Genomic DNA, 22,462 nt, shown 5'->3' on the forward strand with positions numbered 1-22,462 from the left:
CGAAGAACTATCCCCTGCCTTTGCGGTAGTTTGCCTTCAACACTTGAAGGCGATCATGAAAAATGCCCGGAATGCGGGGCTGTTCGGGGCGCAAACGATCACCAGTCGGCCGACCGACAGGGACGAGATCCGGTCACCGCAACCGCTGGCTGATCACCTTTGAGACACCGTCGCCCTGCATGGACACGCCATAGAGCGCGTCGGCGACCTCCATCGTCCGCTTCTGGTGCGTGATCACGATCAGCTGCGAACTCTCCTGGAGCTCCCGCATGATCCCGATCAGCCGCTGGAGGTTGGTGTCGTCCAGCGCCGCCTCGACCTCGTCCATCACGTAGAACGGGCTGGGGCGCGCCTTGAAGATGGCCACCAGCAGGGCGACGGCGGTCAGCGACCGCTCGCCGCCCGACAGCAGCGACAGCCGCTTGACCTTCTTGCCCGGCGGCCGCGCCTCCACGTCCACGCCGGTGGCCAGCATGTCGTCGGGGTCGGTGAGGACGAGCCGGCCCTCGCCGCCCGGGAACAGCCGGGAGAAGACGCCCTCGAACTCCCGGGCCGTGTCCCGGTACGCCTCGGTGAAGACCTCCTCCACCCGCCGGTCCACGTCCTTCACCACCTGGAGCAGGTCGGCCCGGGTCTTCTTCAGGTCCTCCAGCTGCTCCGAGAGGAACTTGTGCCGCTCCTCCAGCGCCGCGAACTCCTCCAGCGCCAGCGGGTTGACCTTCCCCAGCTGCTGGTACGCCCGCTCGGCGGCGCGCAGCCGCTTCTCCTGCTCGGCCCGGACGTACGGGACGGGCGCGAGCTCCCGCGGCTCCTCGCCCTCCGCCGGGGGCGACGGCGGCACCGGCTGATCCGGACCGTACTCGGCGGCCAGCGCCGCCGGTTCGATGCCGAACTCCTCCAGCGCCTTCGCCTCCAACTGCTCGATACGCAGCCGCTTCTCGGCCCCCAGCACCTCGCCCCGGTGCACCGAGTCGGTGAGCTTGTCCAGCTCGGACTTGAGGTCGCGCGCCCGGTTGCGGCCGGTCACGAGCTCGCGTTCGCGCTCCGCCTTCGCCGCCTCCGCGGTCCGCCGCTCCTCGTCCGCGCGGACCAGTGACACCTCGACGTGGGCCAGCAGTTGCCGGGCTCCGGCCGCGACGGCCGTGGCGACCTCGGCCTCGTGCCGCAGCCGCGCCCGCCGCCGCTCGGCGCGCTCCCGCGCCTCCCGCTCGGCGCGCGCCGCCCGGTCCAGCGAATCCGCCCGGCCCGCCAGGGCCTTGGCCCGCTCCTCGTGGGTGCGCAGCTGGAGCCGGGCCTCCATCTCGGTCTGCCGGGCGTTGGCGCCGTCGGCGGCCAGCCGGTCGCGGACCGCGGTGTCCGGTTCCTCGACGAGTTCGTCCTCGCCCAGCTCCTCGGCCGCGGCCAGCCGCGCGGCCAGCTCCTCGGCCTCCTCCCGCGCCCGGACCAGGGCGTCCTCCGCGTGGGCGGCCGCGGCGGCGGCCCGCTCGGCCTCACCCGCCGCCGCGCGGGCCTGCCCGGCGAGCCCGCCGAGCAGCTGCGCGGACCGGGACTTCTCCCGGTCGGCGGCGCTCAGCCGGGCGGCCAGCTCCTCGACGAGGGCGGCGCGGCGGACCCGCTCCTCCCCCGCCTCCCGCTGCGCGCGGGCCAGCGCGGCGCAGCGTTCGTCCAGTTCGGCCCGCTCGGCGGCGGCCTCGTCGACGGCCGCCCGCACCTCCAGCAGGCTGGGCGCGCCCTCGGACCCGCCCTGGGCGAGGTGAGCGCCGAGGACGTCGCCCTCGGCGGTGACGGCGGTCAGCTCCGGCCGCGCGGCGACCAGGCGTTCGGCGTCCTCCAGCGCGTCCACGACCACGACGCCGTCCAGCAGCCGCCGCACGGCGGGCAGCAGTTCGTCGGGGCCGGTGACCAGGCCGGCGGCGTACCGCCCGACGGGCGGGGCGGGGCGCTCCGGGACGGCGGCAAAAGGGGCACCGCCGAGCAGCAGGACCGCGCGGCCCGCGTCCTCCTTCTTCAGCAGCCGCAGGGCCTCGGCGGCGGCCGGGAGGCCGGTGACGGCGACGCCGTCGGCGACGGCGCCCAGGGCGGCGGCCACGGGGAGTTCGTACCCGGGGGCGACGGTGAGGAGTTCCGCGGCCGGGCCCAGCAGCCCGTCCCACCGCTCCCCCGCCGCCAGCAGGGCGCCCGTGCCGTCCTTGCGGCGCAGGCCCAGGGCCAGGGCGTCGTGCCGGGCGGTGACGGCGGCCCGGCGGCGCTCGGCGTCCGTGGCGGCCTCGCGGGCGGCGGCCAACGCGGCGTCGGCCTCGGCCAGCGCCTCCTTGGCGGCCCGCAGCCCGTCGGCGAGTTCGGCGTCGCCGGCGTCGGTGCCGTCCGCCTCGGCCTGCCGGAGCTCGTACTCCTCCCGGGCGGCCGCCGCGCGCTCCCGGGCCTCGTCGCGGGCGGTCGCCAGCCGGCCGGCCTCGGCCTCGGCGGAGGCCACCCGGCCGCGGGCGGCGGTGACCCGGCCCTGGAGCCGGGCGAGCTGCTCCCGCCGGTCGGCGAGGGCGCGGGCGGCGTCGCGCAGCCGGCGTTCCTCGTCGGCGAGGCGGCGTTCGAGGTCGGCGCGGTGGGCGGAGGTGTCCTCCAGGGCGCGGCCCGCGGCCTCCACGGCGGCCTCCAGCTCGGCCTCCTGCTCGCGGATGCGGGCCGCCTCGCGCTCCAGGTCCTCGGGGTCGCGGCCGCGCCGCTCCTCGGCGGAGGCGGCGGTGGCGCTGGTGACCCGGGCGTCCGCGAGGCCGATGGTGCCGCGCACCCGCTCGGCGAGGCGGGAGAGCTCGTACCAGGTCTGCTGGGCCGTGGCGAGCCGTGGCGCCAGCTCCTCGACCTGCCGCTCCAGTTCGGCCTCCCGGCGGGCGGCCTCGCGCAGCTCGGCCTCGGTGGCGTCCTTGCGGCTCTTGAGCGCGGCCTCGTCGGCGATCTCGGCGCGCAGCGCCTCGCGGAGGGCCGTCAGGTCGTCGGCCAGCAGCCGCAGCCGGGCGTCGCGGAGGTCGGCCTGGATGACGGCGGCCCGGCGGGCCACGGCGGCCTGCCGGCCCAGCGGCTTGAGCTGGCGGCGCAGTTCGTCGCTGAGGTCCTGGACGCGGGCGAGGTTGGCCTTCATCGCGTCCAGCTTCCGGAGCGCCTTCTCCTTGCGCTTGCGGTGCTTGAGGACGCCCGCGGCCTCCTCGATGAAGGCGCGGCGGCCGGCGGGGTCGGCGTGCAGGACGGAGTCGAGCTGCCCTTGGCCGACGATGACGTGCATCTCGCGGCCGATGCCGGAGTCGGAGAGGAGCTCCTGGATGTCGAGGAGGCGGCAGGTGTCCCCGTTGATCTGGTACTCGCTGCCGCCGTTGCGGAACATGATCCGCGTGATGGTGACCTCGGCGTACTCGATGGGGAGCGCGCCGTCGGAGTTGTCGATGGTGAGCGAGACCTCGGCGCGGCCGAGCGGCGGCCGGCCGGTCGTCCCGGCGAAGATGACGTCCTCCATCTTGCCGCCGCGCAGCGACTTGGCGCCCTGCTCGCCCATGACCCAGGAGAGGGCGTCCACGACGTTCGACTTGCCGGAGCCGTTGGGGCCCACGACGCAGGTGATGCCGGGCTCGAAGCGCAGGGTGGTGGCGGAGGCGAAGGACTTGAACCCGCGCAGGGTCAGGCTCTTGAGGTGCACGCGGACCGACTTTACCGTTCTGTCCTGCGCCGTTCCGGGCCCGCGCGGGCCGCTGGCGCGCCGCGACGCGATCCGCGGGCCGTGGTTTCGCCCCGGAACGGGGAGGGCACAGTTGCGGTACGGGACGGGGGGCGAACGCCAGTGGACGACGGAAGGAACGACGGAGGACGCCCGGGGAACGGAGCGGCCGGCCGGCGGAGGCCGTCGGCGGAGGCGGGTACGACGAAGGGACGCCGAAGCGTCCCTTGCAGATTCTCGAGCGGCTGACAGTGCAGCCCGACCGGGCCCCCGGGGCGGGACCGTTGCGGTCAGGCGAGCGCAGGCTCCGCCTTGGAAACGTCGATGCTGTCGAGCAGCGAGTCACCGCGGTGAGCGGCGGCAGACAGCGCGTCGTTCTCGGCCTGCATCCGGATGAGCTCGGATTCCAGGTCCTGGACTCGCTGCTGAAGCCGTCGCATCTCGGAGAGGACTCGGGGGTCGGAGCCGCCGACGTAACCGAGAAGCGCCTTTGCCATGATGGATGGTCCTCCACACTGAGTGACCGACCTAAGCGGTGTGGGTCGTGAGGGATTCGCACCCGCGGTGCTTGGCCTTCGCTCTTGCTCGTGTCTTCCATGCCAAACAGCTAAGGTGCGCGGGGCTTCCAGAGTCTCACCAAATGGTTTGACGGTCAACACGATCACACCGCGTATCGACGGGCGTCCCGGCGGTGCGCGGCGGTCGAATGCGCGGCGCCTTTCGCTGACCGGGCCCGGAGGGCGGGGAGATCATCCGTTGGGGTGCAGCCTTCCATGGCGGCGCCGTCTTGGCAACCATCAGGCAATATTCCGCGAGTGCATATGCCAATGGCATATAAACGACCCTGGGGGCGCGCCGGATTCCGGCTTCTTCCGCCCTTTCGGCGGCACCCGGTCAGCGCATCTCGAAGCCGTCGTAGCCGCCGCGCGGTGTGGCCCAGATCTCGGTGACGCCGTCCACGCGCCCGGGCGTGTCCCCGCTGCGCAGCCAGTCGAGCAGCCCCTCGCACGCCGCGCGGGGACCCTCGGCCACCACCTGGACGCGGCCGTCGGCGAGATTCGAGGCGAAACCGATCAGCCCGCCGATGCGCAATGCGTTCTCCCGGGTGAACCAGCGGAAGCCGACACCCTGCACATGACCACGAACCCAGGCGGTGAGACGGACACAGTCGTTCATGTCTGCACGCTAACCGGCCAATTAGATAAGCAGCACTTCGACCCCTCATTTCGTGCCGTACAGTCGCGCCTCGAAAAGGACTAGCCCGTACGAGTGACACCCCACGCACCGTGACACGCACCGTGACGCCGAGCACCCAAGGAAGGCAGCGGATGGGTCGCCATCGACGCTCTGCCCCCGTGACCTCCGAAGAAGCGACAGCGAGTCCCCGGGCATCCAGGGATCCCCTGACGAGCGAGACGACCGAGCCGGCCAAGGCCATCACCCCGACCCCGACGCCACCCCCGCACGCGGCCGTCGAACCGTACGCCGTCGAGCCGTACGACCCGGACGAGGCGCCCACCGTGCCCCTCCCGGTGGCGGTGCCGGTAACGGTGCCGGTGGCGGTCCCCCTCCCGGCCGGTGACGCGCGCACCGGTCCGGGCGCGGCGACGCCGGACGAGTACCGTCCGGCCAACGGCCGGCACCGCGGCCGGCGCCGGGCCGGGCGCGCGGAACGGCGGTCGGCGACGCCCGAGAACGGCCGGCGCCGACCGGATGAAGGGCCGGCCAAGGCGTCCGCGCCACGGCCGGAGAAGCCGGAGAAACAGCCCAGGGAGAAGAAAGCGGCGCGCGGGACGCGGGAGCCCGGCCGGGGCGCCGCGGCGCGGGCCGGTGCCGTCGGCGGCGGCGCCGTCCGGCCGCCGAAGACGCAGAAGGCGAAGACCCCCGCCCGGACCGGGCTGCTCGGCGCCTCGGCCGCGGTGGCCATAGGAGCCGTGGCCATGGTCTCCGGCCTGCTGCCCGGCAATCCGCTGACCGTCGGCGACAGCAGCGGTGGCGGGCGCGGCGGGGTCCCCGGCGGCCAGGTCCGCGCCGACGCCCCGATCGAGGTGCCGCCCGGCGCCCGGCCCGGGCAGCCGCCGGCCGCCGGGCACACCGGCCCGACGGTCCCGGTGGCGCGGCCGGGGACGGCGGTCGGTACGGCGTACGACCGCGGGAGCGCCCGTTCGCTGGTCCAGGCCGTCGCCCGGACGTCCGCCGAGCGCCCGTCGGCCGTCGCGGACACCACGACGGCGTCCACCGCCGCGTCCACCACCGCGTCCGCCGCGTCGGCGTCCGTCACCGTCCCCGGCTCCGCCGCGGCCCGGGTCGCGGTCGACGCGCGGCGGCGGGACGGGGTACCGGTCGCGTCCGGGCGGGTGGAGCAGGCGGCGGCCGCCCGGCTGCGGGCCGACCATGCCGCCGAGGCGGGTACCCGGGCGGCCGCGGAGGCCGTCGCCGACAGCCGGGGCGCCGCGGCGCGGACGGTCGTCGCCCTGGTCAACGCGGAACGGGCGAAGGCCGGTTGCCGGCCGCTGCGCGCGGAGGCGCGGCTGACCTCCCTCGCCCAGTCCATGAGCGAGGACATGGCGCGGCGCGGCTTCTTCGACCACACCGATCCGGACGGCCGCTCCCCCTGGGACCGGGCGGCCCGGCACGGCGTCCGGAACCTGGGCGGGGAGAACATCGCCCGCGGCCATGCCGACGCGCACGCGGTGGTCGACGCGTGGATGCGCAGTGCGGGGCACCGGCAGAACATCCTCAACTGCGACTACCGGACGCTCGGCGTCGGCGTCGAGCACGGCGCGGGCGGCCCGTGGTGGACGCAGGACTTCGGCTACTAAGGGAGCCGCCGCACGACGAGGACCGCGAACGCCGACGGGCGGACCGCATCCCGGGCTTCCGGGTGCGGCCCGCCCGCCGACGCGTGGGGGGGGACAGCGGTCAGTGCCGTGGGGGGCGCCGCCGTCAGAGCGCGGCGCGGCCGGCCGCGAATATGCGGGCCTGCTCGGCGACGCGGCGGCCGAGGTGCGCGGCGGTCTCGACGTCCGCCTTGTGGACGCCCTCGGGGCCCTGGTCGTTGTTGCTCTGGGCGCCGGCGCCGAGGAAGAAGCCGAGGCGGTTGAGGTCGTTCTCCGACGCCTCGGAGGTGTTCCAGCCCGGGTGCAGGCCGAGGCTCACCCAGTGCATGCCGTGCTGGCCGGCCAGGATGCCGAAGAACTGCAGGGTGTGCAGCTTGTCGCCGCTCTTGGAGCCGGAGTTGGTGAAGCCGGCGGCCAGCTTGTCGCGCCAGGCGTGGGTGAACCAGCGCTTGGAGGTCGCCTCGGCGAAGGTGTGGAAGGCGCCGGAGGCCGTGCCCATGTAGGTCGGCGAGCCGAAGACGATCGCGTCGGAGGCGTCGAGCAGTGCCCACTGCTCCTCGGTGATCTTGTCGACCTCGATCAGGTGGACGGTCGCGCCGGTCTCGGCGGCGCCGGCGCGGACGGCCTCGGCGAGGACGGCGGTGTGGCCGAAGCCGGAGTGGAAGGCGATCGAGACAACGGGCGTGGTCATGGGGGTCTCCTGAGGCAGAGCTGAGGGGGGCGGCCGGCCGCTGCAGGCCGTGCCGATAACCAAAGGAAAGCACTAACTTTTGGTTAGCGCAACCCCTGGGTGAGCGCTGTGGGAGAGTACGCTGGATTCATGACAGCCGACGGCACCGCAGCACCACCGACCAGGAAGATCACCTGTACCGAGGCGCTCGCCTTCAACGTCTACTCCCGCGACTGCCCGTCCCGGGAGACGCTGTTCGACATCACCGGCCGCTGGGGCTCGCTCGCGCTCACCGCCCTGCTGGAGAACACGCTCCGCTTCAACGAGCTGCGCCGCCGCGTCGAGGGGGTCAGCGAGAAGATGCTGTCCCAGACGCTCCAGGCCCTGGAGCGGGACGGCATGGTGCATCGCACGGCACAGCCGACCAACCCGCCGCGGGTGGACTACAGCCTGACGCCGCTGGGCGAAGAGGTCGCCGAGCGGCTGATGGGCGTGATCGAGCTGGTGCAGGACCGGCAGGCGGACATCGACGCCGCGCGGGAGCGGTACGACACCGGCCACCGGCCGGCCTGACGGCCCAGGACGGCTCAGACGCGCGGCGGCCGCTGGCAGCGCGGGCAGAAGTAACTGGACCGGTTCATCCAGGGGCTGCGCCGCATGGCCGTGCCGCAGCGCCGGCAGGGCTCGTCCTCCCGCCCGTAGGCGTCCAACGAGCGGTCGAAATAGCCGGATTCGCCGTTCACATTGACGTAGAGGCTGTCAAAGCTGGTGCCGCCGACCGCCAGCGCCTCGTTCATGACCTCGCGGATGTGGGTGACGAGTTCGGCCGTGCGGGGGCGGGTCAGGCCGGCCGTCGGGCGGTCGAAGTGCAGCCGCGAACGCCACAGCGCCTCGTCGGCGTAGATGTTCCCGACCCCGCTGATCAGCGACTGGTCGAGCAGGGCGCGCTTCACCGTCGTACGGCGGCGGCGCAGCGCGGCGTGGAACGCGGCCTCGTCGAAGGCCGGGTCCAGGGGGTCCCGCGCGATATGGGAGATGACGTCGGGGAGCGCCTCGTCGTCGCCCGGCACGGTGTCGTGGAGCGAGAGCCCGCCGAACGTGCGCTGGTCGACGAAGCGCAGCTCGGTGCCGGCGGCGTCCTCGAACCGCAGCCGGATCCGGAGGTGCTTCTCGTCCGGCGCGTCCTCCGGCTGGACGAGGAGCTGGCCGCTCATGCCCAGGTGGGCGAGGACCGCCCGGCCCGACGGCCCCTCCAGCGGCAGCCACAGGTACTTGCCCCGGCGCCGCGCGGGGCCCAGCCGCTCCCCGGTGAGCTGCGCGGCGAAGTCGGCGGCGCCGGCGAGGTGCCGGCGGACGGCCCGGGGGTGCCGGACCTCGACGGAGGCGACGGTACGGCCGCACACCCAGGCCGCCAGCCCGCGCCGGACGACCTCGACCTCGGGCAGTTCGGGCACGGTGCTCCTCCGGGAACGGTTCGTGGGGGCGGGGGAACGCGAAACGGCCGGCCCGGGGCGCCGAAGGCACCCGGGACCGGCCGGTCGTTCACTGCGCGGCGGGCTGCGCTCCGCCACCGGTGGGATCGGTGTCCCCGTCGACGGCCGGCTCCCGCGCGGACGCGGTGCCGGTCGCGGCGGGTGCCGCCGTCCCGTTGGCCTTGACGGCCTTGTCCTGCTGCTTGACGTCCTGCTGCTTGACGGCCTTCACCGACGGAGCCGGCTTCCCGGCCCGCTCGGCCTCCGCGGCCTTGGCCCGGGCCTCCGCCGCGCCGTGGATGGCGCGCCAGGCGGACTCGGCCGCCTGCTGCTCGGCCTCCTTCTTGCTGCGGCCGGTGCCGGTGCCGTACGCGACACCACCGACGCGGGCAGCAGCCGTGAAGGTCTTCTCGTGGTCCGGACCCGTCTCGGTGACGAGGTACTCGGGCACGCCCAGTCCCTCCGTCGCCGTGAGCTCCTGGAGGCTGGTCTTCCAGTCCAGGCCGGCGCCGAGGTTCGAGGACTTCTCGATCAGCGGATCGAAGAGCCTGTGCACCAGTTCGGCGGCGGCGTCGAGCCCCTGGTCGAGGTAGACGGCGCCGATCACGGCTTCCAGGGTGTCGGCGAGGATGGAGGCTTTGTCACGGCCGCCGGTCCCCTCTTCACCCCGGCCGAGCCGGATGAAGGAACCCAGGTCGAGGCCGCGACCCACCTCGGCCAGCGCCCGCGAGTTGACCACCGCGGCCCGCAGCTTGGCCAGCTGGCCCTCGGGCAGGTCGGGGTGGATGCGGTACAGCGTGTCCGTGACCACCAGGCCGAGGACGGAGTCACCGAGGAACTCCAGCCGCTCGTTGGTGGGCAGACCGCCGTTCTCGTAGGCGTAGGAGCGGTGGGTCAGCGCACGCACCAGAAGGGCGGTCTCGAGTCTGTACCCGAGCCGCCCTTCCAGAAGCGTGTGAGACGAGGCTGCGTCCTGTGGCGCCGGTCCGGATCCTGTCCCGCGTCCGCGGGACGGCGAATTGGCGTCTGACATGGAGCCTGTCACCCGCCGATCAGACCTCGAGGACCTGACGCTTGTTGTAGGTGCCGCAGCTCGGGCACGCGATGTGCTGCTGCTTCGGCTCGTGGCAGCGCTCGCACGCCACCAGGGTGGGGACCGCAGCCTTCCACTGCGACCGGCGGTGGCGCGTGTTGCTGCGCGACATCTTCCGCTTCGGAACAGCCACGGCTACTTCTCCTGTGAGTCATCCCCGGCGGGCCGGGGTGCGTTGTCCATCTCGCCGTCCTGGTCGGATCCGGCGAGTCCCTGCAGTGCCGCCCAGCGAATGTCGTGGACGTCGTGGTGGTGGTCCGGGTCGTCCGCCAGCCGCGCTCCGCACTCGGAGCACAGGCCGGGGCAGTCTTCCCGGCACACCGGCTGCAGCGGCAGTGCGAGCACCACCGCGTCACGCAGCACGGGTTCGAGGTCGAACAGGTCGCCCTCGAGGAAGAGCGTGTCCTCCTCGTCCTCGGCGTCGTCCTCCGGTTCCGCCACGGGGCGGTTCCGGCTGTCGGCGTCGGGGTAGGAGTACATCTCCTGGAAGTCCGCGTCGAGCTCTCGCTCCAGCGGCTCCAGACACCTTACGCACTCCCCGGTGAGCGGTGCACGGGCGGTGCCTGTGACGAGCACCCCTTCCATGACCGACTCCAGTCGGAGGTCGAGCTCCACGGTCGCGCCCTCGGCGACTCCGATGACCTCGATGCCGAGGTCGACGGGGGCCGGGATCGAGCGGGAGAGCCGCTTCAGCGCACCGGGACGCCGGCCCAGCTCGTGCGTGTCGAACACGAGGGGGGAACGGTGATCGAGGCGGGCGTTCAGGGCTTCCTGCTTTCTACGCTGCGGCGAAGGCGGCCCGTGATCACGCGCCGTACGAAACCTCGTACGCCACGACGCGGGCAGCCGGGATCGCGAATGTACGCGCGACCGAACAGTCAGGATACTGGACGGTCCGCCCCTGGCCCAATCGTGCCTTCCGCACCGACTTCGGACCCGGCCCCGGACCGCCCGCGGGGCCGGCCGGGACCGGCTCAGCGCCCCTGCTCGTAGCGCCGGAGCTGTTCCAGGTCGATCATGCTCGTGTCGAAGAAGCTGGTCTCGTCGAGCGCGCCACCGCCCTGGGGCGGGACGACGACCACGCCCTCCAGCGGGGCGTCCTGCCGGGGAGGCGCCGGCGGGTAACCCTGACCGTACCCCTGGTCGTAGCCCTGCCCGTAGCCGTGCCCGTGTCCGTGCCCGTACGCCTGCTGTCCCGCGTCCTGGGCCGGCCAGCCGTAGCCGGCCTCCTGCCCGGTGTGCCCCCCACCGGTCCCGCCGACCGCGTACGGGTCCGTCTGGCCCGGGTACGGCTGCCAGCCGTATCCCGCGTCCTGGACCGGCTCCTGGGGCGAGGCCCAGTCGGACCGGGCCGGCTCGGTGGCGGCGGCCGGGGCCGGATGGGCGGCGAGCTCCGCGAGGAAGTCGGCGTCCGTGGCGGGGCGCTCGGCCGGGCGGCCGTCCTGGGCGGCCAGGTGGGCGCCCAGCTCGTCCGCCGGGCGGGCGCCCAGCAGCTTCTCCCGGCCACGGCCGACCGCCTCCAGCGTCTTCGCCAGCACCGCGGAGACGGCCGTGAGCTTGGCGTCCACGTAGGCGTCGGCGTTGTGCCGCTGGGTGGCGGGGTCGCCGCTGCGCTCGGGGACGTCGGCGCCAAGACCCTCGGGGTCGTCGAAGACGCGGCCGTCGCCGAGGCCGAGCAGCTTCTCCCGGCCGCGCTCGACCGAGCCGCGGGTCTTGGTGAGGACGACCTCGAAGTTGGCGAGCTTGCCGTCGACGTAGTCGTCGGCCTGGGCGCGGATCTCGGCGGCCTCCCGGCGGGCCTCCGCGAGGATGCGGTCGGCCTCCTCGCGGGACTCCCGGGCGACCTCGGTGTCGGAGATCAGGGAGCCGCGCTGGGCGCGGGCGGACTCGATGATCCGCTCGGCCTCCTCGCGGGCGTCGGCGACCATCCGTTCCCGGCCGCCGATCACCTCCCTCGCCTGCGCGAGGGAGTCCGGCAGGGCGGCCCGGACCTCCTCCAGGAGGCCGAGCAGCTCGGCCCGGTTGACCACGCAGGACGCGGACATGGGCAGCGAACGGGCCCCGGCGACCGTCGCGACGATCTCGTCGAGCTTCTTCTGGACGTCCACCTTGACGATCGCCACTCTCTCCCGGACGACGGCTACGAACGCCACGACTGTACGGCCGCCGGCCGCCGCCCGGCAGCTACTGACGAGTCGTCAGTTCCCGGTGGCGGGTCAGCCGCGCGCGAGGCGCCCGGTGAGGGCGTCCAGCACGGCCGGCGGGACCAGGTGGGAGACGTCGCCGCCCCAGGCCGCGACCTCCTTGACCAGGCTGGAGGAGAGGAAGCTGTAAGTGGGGTTGGTGGGGACGAACAAGGTCTCGACGCCCGAGAGCCCGTTGTTCATCTGGGCCATCTGGAGCTCGTAGTCGAAGTCGCTGACCGCCCGCAGGCCCTTGACGATGGCCGGGATGCCGCGGTCCTTGCAGAAGTCGACCAGCAGGCCGTGGAAGGACTCCACCTCCACGTTCCCGTACTCGGCGGTGACCTCGCGGAGCAGGTCTATCCGCTCGTCCACCGTGAAGAGGCCCTGTTTGGATTTGTTGATCATCACGGCCACGTGCACGACGTCGTACAGCCTGGAAGCGCGGGCGATGATGTCGAGGTGTCCATTGGTGACGGGGTCGAACGACCCCGGACAGACGGCGCGGCGCAACAACGGTGGTTCCTCGCTCTCCGGTGCTTTCATGGCGTGCGTGACGTGCTCGGAGCGTTGTCGGTGCCGCACGCCGAGGCGGCGCGACCGTACCAAAGGGTTCCCTCGCCGTAGCGACGGGCCCTCAGCCCCTCGAAGCCCCCGGGCCACTCGAACGTGCCGCCCCGGGTGGCGCGCTCGACGGTGACCAGCGCGTCCTCGGCGAGCCAGCCGCCGGCGCGGAGTGTGAGGAGGATCTCGCGGAGTTCGTCATCGGTGACCACGTAGGGCGGGTCGAGGAAGACGATGTCGTAGGGCGCGGCCGGGGCGGGGCCCGCCGCGATCTGCTCGGCCCGGCCGGTGCGCACCTCGGCGCCCGGCAGGCCGACGGTGCGGACGTTGCCCCGGATCACCTTGGCCGCCCGGGCGTCGGCCTCCACCAGCAGCGCGTGCGCCGCGCCGCGCGACAGCGCCTCCAGGCCGACGGCGCCCGAGCCGCCGTAGAGGTCGAGGACGCGGGCCCCGTCGAGCGGGCCCAGCAGGGCCGTCCAGGTGGAGAACAGGCCCTCGCGCGCCCGGTCGGAGGTCGGGCGGGTACCGGTGCCGGGCGGTACGGCGAGGCGGCGTCCGCCGGCGGTTCCGGCGATCACGCGGGTCATGGGGGTGCGGTCCTTCGGGGGTGCGGGCGGAGGGCGGCGGGGTTCGCCGCTGCCCTCAGCGTAGGCCGTGCCCCGGGGGCCCGCCCCGGGGCTCTCCCCCACGCCGTTCGCTCCGCCGCTCCGCTACGCCGCCGGGAGCTCGGTGAGCTGGTAGAGCTCGGGCACGGAGACCTTGATCGGCTCCTGGGTGGTGCGCGCGATCACGACGACCACGGGCTCGTCCGCGGAGGGGTTCTCCTCCCGGTGCGGGACGAACGGCGGGACGAGGAGGAAGTCGCCGGGGCCCGCGGTGATCCGCACCTCCTCGGTGCCGTCGTGGAAGACGAACACCGGGTGGCCGCTCACCACGAAGATGCCGGCCTCCGAGGCGCCGTGGTGGTGGTTGTCGGTGGCGCTCAGCGGAGGGTTCTCCACCATGCCCATCCACAGCTTCTTCGAGCCGACGGTGTGGCCGCTGAGGGCGGTGTAGCCGTCGAGCTCGCCGGCGCGCACGTGGTGGACGCGGTTGTTGGGCCGCGCGTCCTCGTCGGTGCCCGGCGTGGTCGCGGCGTTCTCCTGCACGGTCATCGTCTGCCTCCCTGATCGCTAGCGGCCCTTGCGGCCGGGCATCAGGCTGCGGCGGGTGTGGCCGGACGGGCAACCTTTGTTGCTCGAACGGCAACACGGCCCCGAGAGGCGTCACCCCTTGTCCAGGTACCGCTCCCGTTCCTCGTCCAGCAGGGCGTCCAGGGCCGTGCGGAGCGCCGGGAAGGACTCCAGCTCGGGGTCGGCGGCGACCACGGCCGCCGCCTCGTCGCGGGCGGCGGCGATGACCTCCTCGTCGTCGATGACGGTGAGCATCCGGAGCGAGGACCGGACGCCGGACTGGGCCTGGCCGAGGACGTCACCCTCGCGGCGCTGTTCGAGGTCGATGCGGGAGAGCTCGAAGCCGTCCAGGGTGCCGGCGACGGCGCCCAGCCGGGCCCGCGCGGGGCTGGCCTCGCCGGCCTCGCTGACCAGCAGGCACAGGCCGGGGGCGGAGCCCCGGCCGACCCGGCCGCGCAGCTGGTGCAGCTGGGAGACGCCGAACCGGTCCGCGTCCATGATCACCATGACGGTGGAGTTGGGGACGTTCACGCCCACCTCGATCACGGTGGTGGCCACCAGGACGTCCACCTCGCCGGCGGCGAAGCGGCGCATCACGTCGTCCTTGGCCTCGGGCTGCATCCGCCCGTGCAGCACCTCCACGCGCAGGCCCGCCAGCGGCCCCTGGGCCAGCTGCGCGGCGACGTCGAGGACGGCGAGCGGGGGCCGCTTCTCGGGATCGTCCGGCCCCTCGCCGGACTTCCGCTTCCCGTTCTCCTCCTCGTCCCCGATGCGCGGGCACACCACGTACGCCTGGTGCCCGCCCTCGACCTCCTCGCGCACCCGCTCCCAGGCGCGGGTCAGGAAGTGCGGCTTGTCCTTGGCGGGGACGACGTGGGTGGCGATGGGCGAGCGGCCGGCCGGGAGCTGGTCCAGGACGGACGTCTCCAGGTCGCCGAAGACGGTCATGGCCACCGTGCGCGGGATCGGCGTGGCCGTCATGACCAGCAGGTGCGGCGGCTGCTTTCCCTTGGAGCGCAGCGCGTCCCGCTGTTCGACGCCGAAGCGGTGCTGCTCGTCCACCACGACCAGCCCGAGATCGTGGAACTGCACCTTGTCCTCGATCAGGGCGTGCGTACCGATCACGATCCCGGCCTCGCCCGTGGTCAGGTCGAGCAGGGCGCGGCGGCGGGCCGGGGCGCCCATGGAGCCGGTGAGGAGGACGACCTTGGTGCCTTGTTCGGCGCCGCCGAGCAGGCCGCCCTCGGCGAGCTCGCCCATCATCTCGGTGATCGACCGGTGGTGCTGCTGGGCCAGCACCTCGGTGGGCGCCAGCATGGCCGCCTGCCCGCCCGCGTCCACGACGGCGAGCATGGCGCGCAGCGCGACCATCGTCTTCCCCGATCCGACCTCGCCCTGGAGCAGCCGGTGCATGGGGTGCTCGGTGGCCAGGTCGTCGAAGATCTCGGCGGAGACGGTGCGCTGGCCGTCGGTGAGGGTGAACGGCAGCTTGGCGTCGAAGGCGTCGAGCAGACCGCCGGGCGCGGGCTTGCGGGCGACGGCCGGGAGTTGGGTGTCGGCGTGCCGGCGGCGGGCGAGGGCGACCTGGAGGACGAACGCCTCGTCCCACTTGAGCCGGGCGCGGGCGTCCTCGATGTCGGCCTTGGTGCGCGGCCGGTGGACCTTGCGGAAGGCGTCCGGCAGCTCGGCGAGGCCGCGGCCCTCGCGGAGCGCGGGCGGCAGCGGGTCGACGAGCCCGCGCCAGCCGTCGGCCTCGAAGAGGTCGAGGAGGGTGTCGACGGCCTTGGTGAGCTTCCAGGACTGGAACTGCTTGCAGGCCGGGTAGAGCGGCAGCAGCCGGCCCGCGAAGTCGGCGGCGGCGTCCGCGCCGCTGTCCCGGTCGAGCAGCTCGTAGTCGGGGTGGAGCAGCTGCCGGGTGCGATTGAACACCGACACCTTGCCGGCGAACATGCCACGGCGGCCCGGGACCAGCTCCTTCTCGCGCGCGTAGGCGCCGCGCCCGAAGAAGACCAGGGTCAGGGCGCCGCTGCCATCGGTGACGACGACCTCCAGCCGGACGCCGCGGCCCTGGTTGAACGTCTTCATGGCGGCCTTGGCGACCTGCGCGACGACCGTGACGTGCTCGTCGAGCGGCAGGTCGGCGAGGCGGGTCAGCTCGCCGCGCTCGGCGTAGCGGCGCGGGTAGTGGTGCAGGAGGTCGCCGGCGGTGTGCAGGCCGAGGTGCTCGGCCATCACCTTCGCGGTGGTGCCGCCGAGGATCTTCTTCAAAGGCTGATCGAGCTGCACGGTGTTCTCCGGGTCCTCCGGACGTCGGGTACGGGCACGGTCCCATTGCACACCACGGCACTGACAACGCCGGGCAGCACCGCTGTCCGGCGCCTACTCGACGCCGATGAGCAGCGGCGCCGGCTGCCGGCCGCCGCGGTAGACGACGGTGTCCACGGCGAGGTGGCCGCCGCGGACGTGCCGTTCCAGCCCCTCGGCGAAGCCGGGCGGGGCGTCGTCGGCGACGACGAGGGTGACCAGTTCGCCGCCGGCCGCGAGCATCCGGTCCAGCACGGTGGCGGCGGTGGCGGCCAGGTCGGCGCCGATGACGGCGACGTCCCCGTCGATCAGCCCGAGCACGTCGCCGGCCTGGCAGACGCCCGCCATGGTCCAGGACCGGCTCTCGGCGACGGTCAGTTCGGCGTAGCGGGTGGCGCCGGCGGCGGAGGTCATGGCGACGACGTCCTCGTCGAAGCGGCGGCCGGGCTCGTGGACGGCGAGGGCGGCGACGCCCTGGACCGGGGAGCGGGTGGGGATGAGCGCGACCCGGACGCCCTCGGCGCGGGCCTGCTCGGCCGCCGCGGCGGCGGTGTGCCGCAGGTCGGGGTCGTTCGGCAGGAGGACGACCTCGCGTGCGTGCGCGCGCCGGACCGCCTCGACGAGCTCGCCGCTGGCGGGCGGTTCGCCGGGCCGGACAGGCACGACGGTCGCGCCGGCCTCCGCGCACAGGGCCGCCAGCCCCTCGCCCGGGACGACCGCCACGACGGCCCGCTGGACGGGCTCGGGGGCGCGGGCGCGCTCGTCGGCGGCGCCGAAGTGGGTGATACGGATCCGGTACGGGCGTCCGGCGTCCACGCCGGCCTCGACGGCGGCCCCCGCGTCGTCCACGTGGACGTGCACGTTCCAGAGGCCGTCGCCGCCGACCACGACGAGCGACTCCCCCAGCGCGTCCAGCCGGGCGCGGAGCCGGGCGACGGCGTCGTCGTCCGCCTCCAGCAGGTAGATCACCTCGAAGGCGGGGCCCGCGCCGGGCGCGGTGCCGGACGCCGTCCCGGCCGGGCAGGTGTCGACGGGCCGGGCGGCGCGGGGTGTCCGCGCCGGGCGGCCGGCCGGCGCGGCACCGCCCTCCAGCGCCATCACGAGCGCCCCCAGGACCTCCACCAGCCCCTTCCCGCCCGCGTCGACCACCCCTGCCCGGCCGAGCGCCTCCAGCTGGCAGGGGGTGGCCTCCAGGGCCGTACGGGCGGCGGTGTGCGCCGCGCGGGCCACGGCGGCGGCGTCGCCCCCGGTACGGGCGGCGGCGTCGGCAGCGGCGGCGGCCACGGTGAGGACGGTGCCCTCGACGGGCCTCGCGACGCCCTCGTACGCGGCGTCGACGGCGCGGCGCAGCGCGCGGCCCAGGAGGTGACCCTGGTCACCCCCGCCGCTGTCCTTCAGCACCTCCGCCATGCCGCGGAACAGCTGCGCCAGGATCGTCCCGGAGTTGCCGCGCGCGCCGATCAGGGCGCCGTGCGCCATGGCCCGCACCGCCTCCGACAGCCCCGGCCGGGCCCCAGGCCCGGCGGTGGCGTGCGCCTCGAAGACGGCCTCGACGGCGCGGCCGGCGGACTCGACGGTCAGGTAGAGATTGGTCCCGGTGTCGCCGTCGGCCACGGGATAGACGTTGATCGCGTCGATCTCCTCGCGGGCCCGGCCCAGGGCGTCGAGCGCCAGAGCGCACCAGGCGCGTACCGCGGCGGCGTCGAGCGGGTGCGGCACCTGGGGGTCCTCCTCAGGGTGAGTGGCGGTGGGCGGTGGCCCGTGGGCACAGTAGTCGTGCGGGCCGCTCCACCGGGCCGGCCGGGCGGGATACGGGCCGGTCATGGTAGTTTCGTTGTCCTGGAGCGGTCGTTGTATGCTGCTCCGGTTGCCTGACGAGAGTCAGGCCATCCCCCTGACACTGCCGGTCACTCTCTGAGATCTCGGCACGCAGGGATTCACCGTACGTGCCTGTCGTCCTCGCGTGAGCGAGGGTGACCCGTCTTTGGAGTAACCCGTGGCTGCCAACTGCGACGTCTGCGGCAAGGGGCCGGGCTTCGGCAACAACATCTCGCACTCGCACCGCCGTACCTCCCGCCGTTGGAACCCCAACATCCAGCGGGTGCGTGCGAAGGTCGGGGCGACGCCGAAGCGGCTCAACGTCTGCACCTCGTGCATCAAGGCCGGCAAGGTCTCGCGCTAGCGGCTTCGCGTACGCGCAGCCCTTTCCGGTTGCTGAAGGCCGGCCCCCTCAGGGGGCCGGCTTTTTGCTGTGCCCCGGTCCCTCCCCCAGAGGGGGCACCCCCATTTCACCGTTTCTTGCGGGGGCCAGCCCCCGCACCCCCGAAACCGCGCTCCGCGCGGTCGTCCTCAAACGCCGGACAGGCTGGATAGTGCGCCCGGGCGCGCATTTCAGCCTGTCCGGCGTTTGAGGACGAGCGGCGCGGCCGCGACAAGCGGGGCCTGGGGCGCAGCCCCAGGAAACTGGGGGCACCTCCCAGCGGTAGCTGGGGGAGAAAGGGCGGGACCGGGGCACCAGCCCGCCGCAGGCGGACTCAGCGCAGCGCCCACCCGTGATCCACCGGCCCGATCCCCTCCCCCAGCGGGAACCCCGCCGCGATCGCCCCGGTGACGTACTCCTTCGCCGCCGACACCGCGTCCGGCACGGACAACCCCTTCGCCAGCCCGCAGGCGATCGCACTCGCCAGCGTGCACCCCGTCCCGTGCGTATGCCGGTTGTCATGGCGCGGAGCACGCAGCAGGTGCTCGGACGTGCCGTCGGTGAGGAGATCGACCGCGTCGCCGGGCAGGTGGCCGCCCTTGACGAGAACCCAGCGCGGGCCGAAGGCCAGCAGAGCGTCGGCGGCCCGCCGGAGATCGTTCTCGCCCGTGACACGGACACCCGTCAGCCACGCCGCCTCGTCGAGGTTGGGCGTGGCCACCGTGGCCAGAGGAAGCAGCTTCAGACGCAGCGCGTCGAGCGCGGAAGCGGCCAGCAGCGGATCCCCGTGCTTGGAGACGCCCACGGGATCGACCACGACAGGCGCCCCGACGCCCGCCAGCAGCTCGGCCACCGTCTCCACCAGCTCCGCCGAGGCCAGCATCCCGGTCTTGACGGCCTGGACGCCGATGTCGTCGACGACACTGCGGAACTGGGCCCGTACCGCCTCCGCGGGCAGCGGCCAGGCGCCCTGTACGCCGCGGGAGTTCTGGGCGGTGACGGCGGTGAGGACGCTCATGCCGTGCGTCCCCAGGGCGAGCATCGTCTTGAGGTCGGCCTGGATGCCGGCGCCGCCGCCGGAGTCGGAGCCGGCGACGGTCAGCACACGCGGAGGTATCGGCATGAGCACCAACCTACGCGCCGCTCAGTCCTCCTCCGCCTCCGGCAGGTCCTCGTCGCCGAAGTGGTCCCAGCCGCCCGCCCGCTCCCAGGGCGCGCCGTCGACGGTCACCTGGGGCAGGGCGGACGGGTTGACGACCTCGCCGATCACCTTCCAGCGGGCGGGCAGTTTCACGTCGGGCGGGAAGGTGGCGACGATGGCGTGGTCCTCGCCGCCGGTGAGCACCCACTGGAGCGGGTCGACGCCGACGGCCTGCCCGATGTCGGACATCTGCGTGGGGACGTCGATGGCCGCCGTGTGCAGGTCGATCCGGACCTTGCTGGCCTCGGCGATGTGCCCGAGGTCGGCGATCAGCCCGTCGCTGACGTCCGTCATGGACGTGGCGCCGAGCGAGGCGGCGGCCGGGCCCGCGTGGTACGGGGGTTCGGGGCGGCGGTGCGCCTCGACGAAGGCGCGGGGGGAGCGGAAGCCCCGGGAGAGGACGGCGAGTCCGGCCGCCGACCAGCCGAGCCAGCCGGTGACGGCGACGACGTCGCCCGGCTGCGCGCCGGAGCGCATGACGGGTTCGTGGTTGCGGAGGTCGCCGAGGGCCGTGATGGACACGGTGATGGTCTCGCCGCGCACCACGTCCCCGCCGACCACCGCCGCGCCGGCGACCTGACATTCGTCGCGGATTCCGTCCATGAGCTCCACCGGCCAGGTGGCGGGGAGTTCGGCCGGGACGACGAGGGCGAGCAGCACGGCGGTCGGCACGGCGCCCATGGCGGCGATGTCGGCGAGGTTCTGGGCGGCGGCCTTGCGGCCCACGTCGTAGGCGGTGGACCAGTCACGGCGGAAGTGCCGCCCCTCCAGGAGCACGTCCGTGCTGGCCACGACCCTCCGGTCGGGCGCTGCGACCACCGCGGCGTCGTCGCCCGGTCCGAGCCGGACGGCCGGGGTGGTGGTGAGCCGGGACGTCAGCTCCCTGATGAGGCCGAACTCCCCCAACTCGCCGACGGTGCCTTTCACTGCGCTCCTCCTCGGAGTATCCGGTGCTGTGGTCTCGCGGTTCCCGAGGAACCGCGCGCCGCGCAGGTGGCGCGGGTCTCCCCGTGCCGTGCGGCGGCGCGGTACGGTGGCGTCTCTTCTCCCCACATGATCCTCGAAGCCGCCCTGGAGGTTCCGTGGTACAGGCGTACATCCTGATCCAGACCGAGGTCGGCAAGGCGTCGACCGTGGCCGAAGTCATCTCGAAGATCAACGGCGTGATCCAGGCCGAGGACGTGACGGGTCCCTACGACGTCATCGTCCGCGCGCAGGCCGACACCGTGGACGCGCTCGGCCGGATGGTCGTCGCCAAGGTCCAGCAGGTGGAGGGCATCACCCGGACCCTTACCTGCCCGGTCGTCCACCTGTAGCCCCTCGTATGCTCGGCCGGTGAGCACTGTGCCCGCCCGTTCAGCCCGTTCAGCCCGTTCCACCCGTACCGTCCGTCCCGTCCGGCCGCGCCGGCGGGCCGCCCTGTCCGTCACGGCGGCCCTGCTGTGCGCGGCCGTCGGCTGCTCGGCGGCGGACGACGCCCCGCGTCCCGCCGTGCCGGCCCCGTCCGGGCACCAGGCGGCGCTCTGCCGGACGTTGCACAAGGAGTTGCCGGACGAGGTGGGCGGCCTGAAGCGGCGCGCCACCGATCCCGTCTCGGACTTCACCGCCGCCTGGGGCGACGGCCCGTGGATCGAACTGCGCTGCGGGGTGCCGCGGCCGGAGATCTTCAACGACGTACGGACGCAGGCCGTGGACATCGACGGGGTGAAGTGGTCCCCCGAGCGGCTGCCGGACGGGAGCATCCGCTGCACCACCCCTCTGCGGCCGGTGTACGTCGAGGTCACGCTGCCGAAGGAGGTGGCCGGCGACGGCGGCGACATGAGCGCGCTCGTCGATCTCGCCGCCGCCGTCCGGAAGGCGGTGCCGTCCGACGACCCGGACGACTCCCCCGCTCCGAGGACTCCCTAGCGCAGGCCCGTCGAGCGGCGCAGCGCGGCCTGGAGGAGGCGGTCCACCAGTTCCGGGTACGTGACGCCGCTCTCCTGCCACATGCGCGGGTACATGGAGATGGGCGTGAAGCCCGGCATGGTGTTGATCTCGTTGATGACGAACTCACCGTCCTCGGTGAGGAAGAAGTCCGCGCGGACCAGGCCCTCGCAGGAGACGGCCTCGAACGCCTGGACGGCCAGCTCCTGGACGCGGCGGGTCTGCTCGTCGGTCAGCGGCGCGGGGACGATGCCGGCCGCCGAGTCGATGTACTTGGCTTCGAAGTCGTAGAAGGAGTGCGCCTCCACCGGCGGGATCTCGGCGGGCACGCTGGCGCGCGGGCCGTCCTCGAACTCCAGCACCCCGCACTCGATCTCGCGGCCCCGCAGCAGAGCCTCGACGAGGATCTTGGGGTCGTGGCGGCGGGCCTCCTCGATGGCCTCGTCCAGGCCGGAGGCGTCGTCCACCTTGCTGATGCCGATGGACGAGCCGGCGCGGGCGGGCTTCACGAAGAGGGGCCAGCCGTGCTCGTCGGCGAAGTCGAGGACCTTGCGGCGGGCGGCCTCGCGGTCGTTCTCCCACTCGCGCGGGCGGATCACCTCGTACGGGCCGACCGACAGCCCGTAGGAGATGAAGATCCGCTTCATGTACTCCTTGTCCTGGCCGACGGCCGAGGCGAGCACACCGGCGCCCACGTAGGGGATGCCGGCCAGTTCCAGCATGCCCTGGAGGGTGCCGTCCTCCCCGTAGGGGCCGTGCAGCATCGGGAAGACCACGTCGACCTCGCCGAGCGCCTTGGGCACCGAGCCGGGCTCGGTGTAGACGACCTCGCGGTTGGCGGGGGCGACGGGCAGCACGACCTCGCCCTCCGACGACTCGGCGAGCCGGTCGACGCTGGGCAGCGTACGGCCGGAGATGGCCATCCGCTCGGGGTCGTCGGTGGTCAGCGCCCAACGGCCGTCCTGCGTAATGCCGATCGGCAGCACGTCGTACTTCGTGCGGTCGATGGCGCGCAGCACCGCGCCGGCGGTGACCACGGAGATGGCGTGCTCGGAACTGCGGCCGCCGAAGACGACCGCGACGCGCGGCTTGCGGCCGGGGCTCTGGGTGGGGTTCTCGCTGCTCATATCGCGTTGA

General features: G+C 73.7%; 22 protein-coding genes. 5 read left to right on the forward strand and 17 right to left on the reverse strand.

Going from position 1 to position 22,462, the window contains the following annotated elements:
• Nucleotides 1-133 precede the first annotated feature (133 nt).
• The 3 genes from smc to K7I03_RS08905 all read right to left on the reverse strand — a co-directional run bounded on the left by smc (nucleotide 134) and on the right by K7I03_RS08905 (nucleotide 4,876).
• A complete protein-coding gene (gene smc / locus K7I03_RS08895; protein WP_185941281.1) occupies nucleotides 134-3,682 on the reverse strand; it encodes a chromosome segregation protein SMC in 3,549 nt (1,182 codons plus the stop codon).
• Nucleotides 3,683-3,990: 308 nt separating this feature from the next.
• Complete coding sequence (locus K7I03_RS08900; RefSeq protein WP_004944922.1) at nucleotides 3,991-4,197, reverse strand: hypothetical protein; 207 nt, start codon at nucleotides 4,195-4,197, stop codon at nucleotides 3,991-3,993.
• Between the two features lie 397 nt (nucleotides 4,198-4,594).
• A complete protein-coding gene (locus tag K7I03_RS08905) occupies nucleotides 4,595-4,876 on the reverse strand; it encodes an acylphosphatase (RefSeq protein WP_185941280.1) in 282 nt (93 codons plus the stop codon).
• Between the two features lie 179 nt (nucleotides 4,877-5,055).
• Here K7I03_RS08905 and K7I03_RS08910 point away from each other — a divergent pair, with 179 nt between their 5' ends.
• Nucleotides 5,056-6,522: a CAP domain-containing protein gene (locus K7I03_RS08910; RefSeq protein ID WP_224346961.1), complete on the forward strand. Its 1,467-nt coding sequence runs from the start codon at nucleotides 5,056-5,058 to the stop codon at nucleotides 6,520-6,522.
• A gap of 124 nt (nucleotides 6,523-6,646) precedes the next feature.
• Here K7I03_RS08910 and K7I03_RS08915 read toward each other — a convergent pair whose 3' ends face one another.
• The gene (locus K7I03_RS08915) at nucleotides 6,647-7,231 is read right to left on the reverse strand and encodes a flavodoxin family protein (RefSeq protein WP_185941279.1); all 585 of its coding nucleotides are present in this window, start codon (nucleotides 7,229-7,231) and stop codon (nucleotides 6,647-6,649) included.
• 129 nt (nucleotides 7,232-7,360) lie between these two features.
• On the opposite strand from K7I03_RS08915, the gene K7I03_RS08920 reads away from it, so the two are divergent.
• Nucleotides 7,361-7,783 carry a winged helix-turn-helix transcriptional regulator gene (locus K7I03_RS08920; RefSeq protein WP_185941278.1) on the forward strand — a complete coding sequence of 141 codons (423 nt, stop codon included), beginning with the start codon at nucleotides 7,361-7,363 and terminating at the stop codon, nucleotides 7,781-7,783.
• Between the two features lie 14 nt (nucleotides 7,784-7,797).
• Here the strand turns inward: K7I03_RS08920 and mutM are convergent, their stop codons facing one another.
• From mutM to K7I03_RS08970, 10 genes are all read right to left on the reverse strand, one after another.
• A complete protein-coding gene (gene mutM / locus K7I03_RS08925) occupies nucleotides 7,798-8,664 on the reverse strand; it encodes a bifunctional DNA-formamidopyrimidine glycosylase/DNA-(apurinic or apyrimidinic site) lyase (RefSeq protein ID WP_185941277.1) in 867 nt (288 codons plus the stop codon).
• A gap of 88 nt (nucleotides 8,665-8,752) precedes the next feature.
• Entirely contained in the window at nucleotides 8,753-9,715 is a 963-nt protein-coding gene (gene rnc, locus K7I03_RS08930; protein WP_185941276.1) for a ribonuclease III, read from the reverse strand.
• Between the two features lie 19 nt (nucleotides 9,716-9,734).
• The gene (gene rpmF / locus K7I03_RS08935; RefSeq protein WP_003951102.1) at nucleotides 9,735-9,908 is read right to left on the reverse strand and encodes a 50S ribosomal protein L32; all 174 of its coding nucleotides are present in this window, start codon (nucleotides 9,906-9,908) and stop codon (nucleotides 9,735-9,737) included.
• A gap of 2 nt (nucleotides 9,909-9,910) precedes the next feature.
• Nucleotides 9,911-10,507, reverse strand: coding sequence for a YceD family protein (locus K7I03_RS08940; protein WP_224346962.1), 597 nt, complete (start codon nucleotides 10,505-10,507; stop codon nucleotides 9,911-9,913).
• A 242-nt stretch (nucleotides 10,508-10,749) separates the two neighbouring features.
• Nucleotides 10,750-11,883, reverse strand: a complete 1,134-nt coding sequence (locus tag K7I03_RS08945) for an ATP synthase F0 subunit B (protein ID WP_185941341.1) — start codon at nucleotides 11,881-11,883, stop codon at nucleotides 10,750-10,752.
• 108 nt (nucleotides 11,884-11,991) lie between these two features.
• Nucleotides 11,992-12,471, reverse strand: a complete 480-nt coding sequence (gene coaD, locus K7I03_RS08950) for a pantetheine-phosphate adenylyltransferase (RefSeq protein WP_185941340.1) — start codon at nucleotides 12,469-12,471, stop codon at nucleotides 11,992-11,994.
• Nucleotides 12,472-12,500: 29 nt separating this feature from the next.
• Nucleotides 12,501-13,109 (reverse strand): 16S rRNA (guanine(966)-N(2))-methyltransferase RsmD, encoded by a 609-nt coding sequence (gene rsmD, locus K7I03_RS08955; RefSeq protein WP_185941275.1) that lies wholly within the window; start codon nucleotides 13,107-13,109, stop codon nucleotides 12,501-12,503.
• A 123-nt stretch (nucleotides 13,110-13,232) separates the two neighbouring features.
• On the reverse strand, nucleotides 13,233-13,676 hold the full coding sequence (locus K7I03_RS08960; protein WP_185941274.1) for a cupin domain-containing protein: 444 nt from the start codon (nucleotides 13,674-13,676) through the stop codon (nucleotides 13,233-13,235).
• Nucleotides 13,677-13,787: 111 nt separating this feature from the next.
• On the reverse strand, nucleotides 13,788-15,980 hold the full coding sequence (gene recG, locus K7I03_RS08965; protein WP_238513480.1) for an ATP-dependent DNA helicase RecG: 2,193 nt from the start codon (nucleotides 15,978-15,980) through the stop codon (nucleotides 13,788-13,790).
• Nucleotides 15,981-16,073: 93 nt separating this feature from the next.
• Entirely contained in the window at nucleotides 16,074-17,717 is a 1,644-nt protein-coding gene (locus tag K7I03_RS08970) for a DAK2 domain-containing protein (RefSeq protein ID WP_224347405.1), read from the reverse strand.
• Between the two features lie 277 nt (nucleotides 17,718-17,994).
• On the opposite strand from K7I03_RS08970, the gene rpmB reads away from it, so the two are divergent.
• Nucleotides 17,995-18,180, forward strand: coding sequence for a 50S ribosomal protein L28 (gene rpmB, locus K7I03_RS08975; protein ID WP_004942804.1), 186 nt, complete (start codon nucleotides 17,995-17,997; stop codon nucleotides 18,178-18,180).
• Between the two features lie 352 nt (nucleotides 18,181-18,532).
• Here rpmB and thiD read toward each other — a convergent pair whose 3' ends face one another.
• Together thiD and K7I03_RS08985 are read right to left on the reverse strand one after the other, a co-directional pair.
• Nucleotides 18,533-19,321: a bifunctional hydroxymethylpyrimidine kinase/phosphomethylpyrimidine kinase gene (thiD, locus tag K7I03_RS08980; RefSeq protein ID WP_185941271.1), complete on the reverse strand. Its 789-nt coding sequence runs from the start codon at nucleotides 19,319-19,321 to the stop codon at nucleotides 18,533-18,535.
• Between the two features lie 21 nt (nucleotides 19,322-19,342).
• Nucleotides 19,343-20,326, reverse strand: a complete 984-nt coding sequence (locus K7I03_RS08985) for a thiamine-phosphate kinase (RefSeq protein WP_185941270.1) — start codon at nucleotides 20,324-20,326, stop codon at nucleotides 19,343-19,345.
• 155 nt (nucleotides 20,327-20,481) lie between these two features.
• On the opposite strand from K7I03_RS08985, the gene K7I03_RS08990 reads away from it, so the two are divergent.
• Entirely contained in the window at nucleotides 20,482-20,715 is a 234-nt protein-coding gene (locus K7I03_RS08990; protein ID WP_004942812.1) for an Lrp/AsnC ligand binding domain-containing protein, read from the forward strand.
• Between the two features lie 19 nt (nucleotides 20,716-20,734).
• The gene (locus K7I03_RS08995; protein ID WP_224346963.1) at nucleotides 20,735-21,307 is read left to right on the forward strand and encodes a DUF3515 domain-containing protein; all 573 of its coding nucleotides are present in this window, start codon (nucleotides 20,735-20,737) and stop codon (nucleotides 21,305-21,307) included.
• Here K7I03_RS08995 and K7I03_RS09000 read toward each other — a convergent pair.
• Nucleotides 21,304-22,452: a D-alanine--D-alanine ligase family protein gene (locus K7I03_RS09000; protein WP_185941269.1), complete on the reverse strand. Its 1,149-nt coding sequence runs from the start codon at nucleotides 22,450-22,452 to the stop codon at nucleotides 21,304-21,306. The genes K7I03_RS08995 and K7I03_RS09000 overlap by 4 nt on opposite strands.
• Nucleotides 22,453-22,462: the final 10 nt, after the last annotated feature.

The organism is Streptomyces mobaraensis, assembly GCF_020099395.1.
GTDB lineage: Bacteria > Actinomycetota > Actinomycetes > Streptomycetales > Streptomycetaceae > Streptomyces.

What these genes read in the sequence shown, in the direction of transcription:
- K7I03_RS08900 (WP_004944922.1), bottom strand. Translation starts at nt 4,197, where the DNA reads ATGGCAAAGGCGCTTCTCGGTTACGTCGGCGGCTCCGACCCCCGAGTC.
- K7I03_RS08905 (WP_185941280.1), bottom strand. Translation starts at nt 4,876, where the DNA reads ATGAACGACTGTGTCCGTCTCACCGCCTGGGTTCGTGGTCATGTGCAG.
- K7I03_RS08915 (WP_185941279.1), bottom strand. Translation starts at nt 7,231, where the DNA reads ATGACCACGCCCGTTGTCTCGATCGCCTTCCACTCCGGCTTCGGCCAC.
- K7I03_RS08920 (WP_185941278.1), top strand. Translation starts at nt 7,361, where the DNA reads ATGACAGCCGACGGCACCGCAGCACCACCGACCAGGAAGATCACCTGT.
- rnc (WP_185941276.1), bottom strand. Translation starts at nt 9,715, where the DNA reads ATGTCAGACGCCAATTCGCCGTCCCGCGGACGCGGGACAGGATCCGGA.
- rsmD (WP_185941275.1), bottom strand. Translation starts at nt 13,109, where the DNA reads ATGACCCGCGTGATCGCCGGAACCGCCGGCGGACGCCGCCTCGCCGTA.
- K7I03_RS08960 (WP_185941274.1), bottom strand. Translation starts at nt 13,676, where the DNA reads ATGACCGTGCAGGAGAACGCCGCGACCACGCCGGGCACCGACGAGGAC.
- thiD (WP_185941271.1), bottom strand. Translation starts at nt 19,321, where the DNA reads ATGCCGATACCTCCGCGTGTGCTGACCGTCGCCGGCTCCGACTCCGGC.
- K7I03_RS09000 (WP_185941269.1), bottom strand. Translation starts at nt 22,452, where the DNA reads ATGAGCAGCGAGAACCCCACCCAGAGCCCCGGCCGCAAGCCGCGCGTC.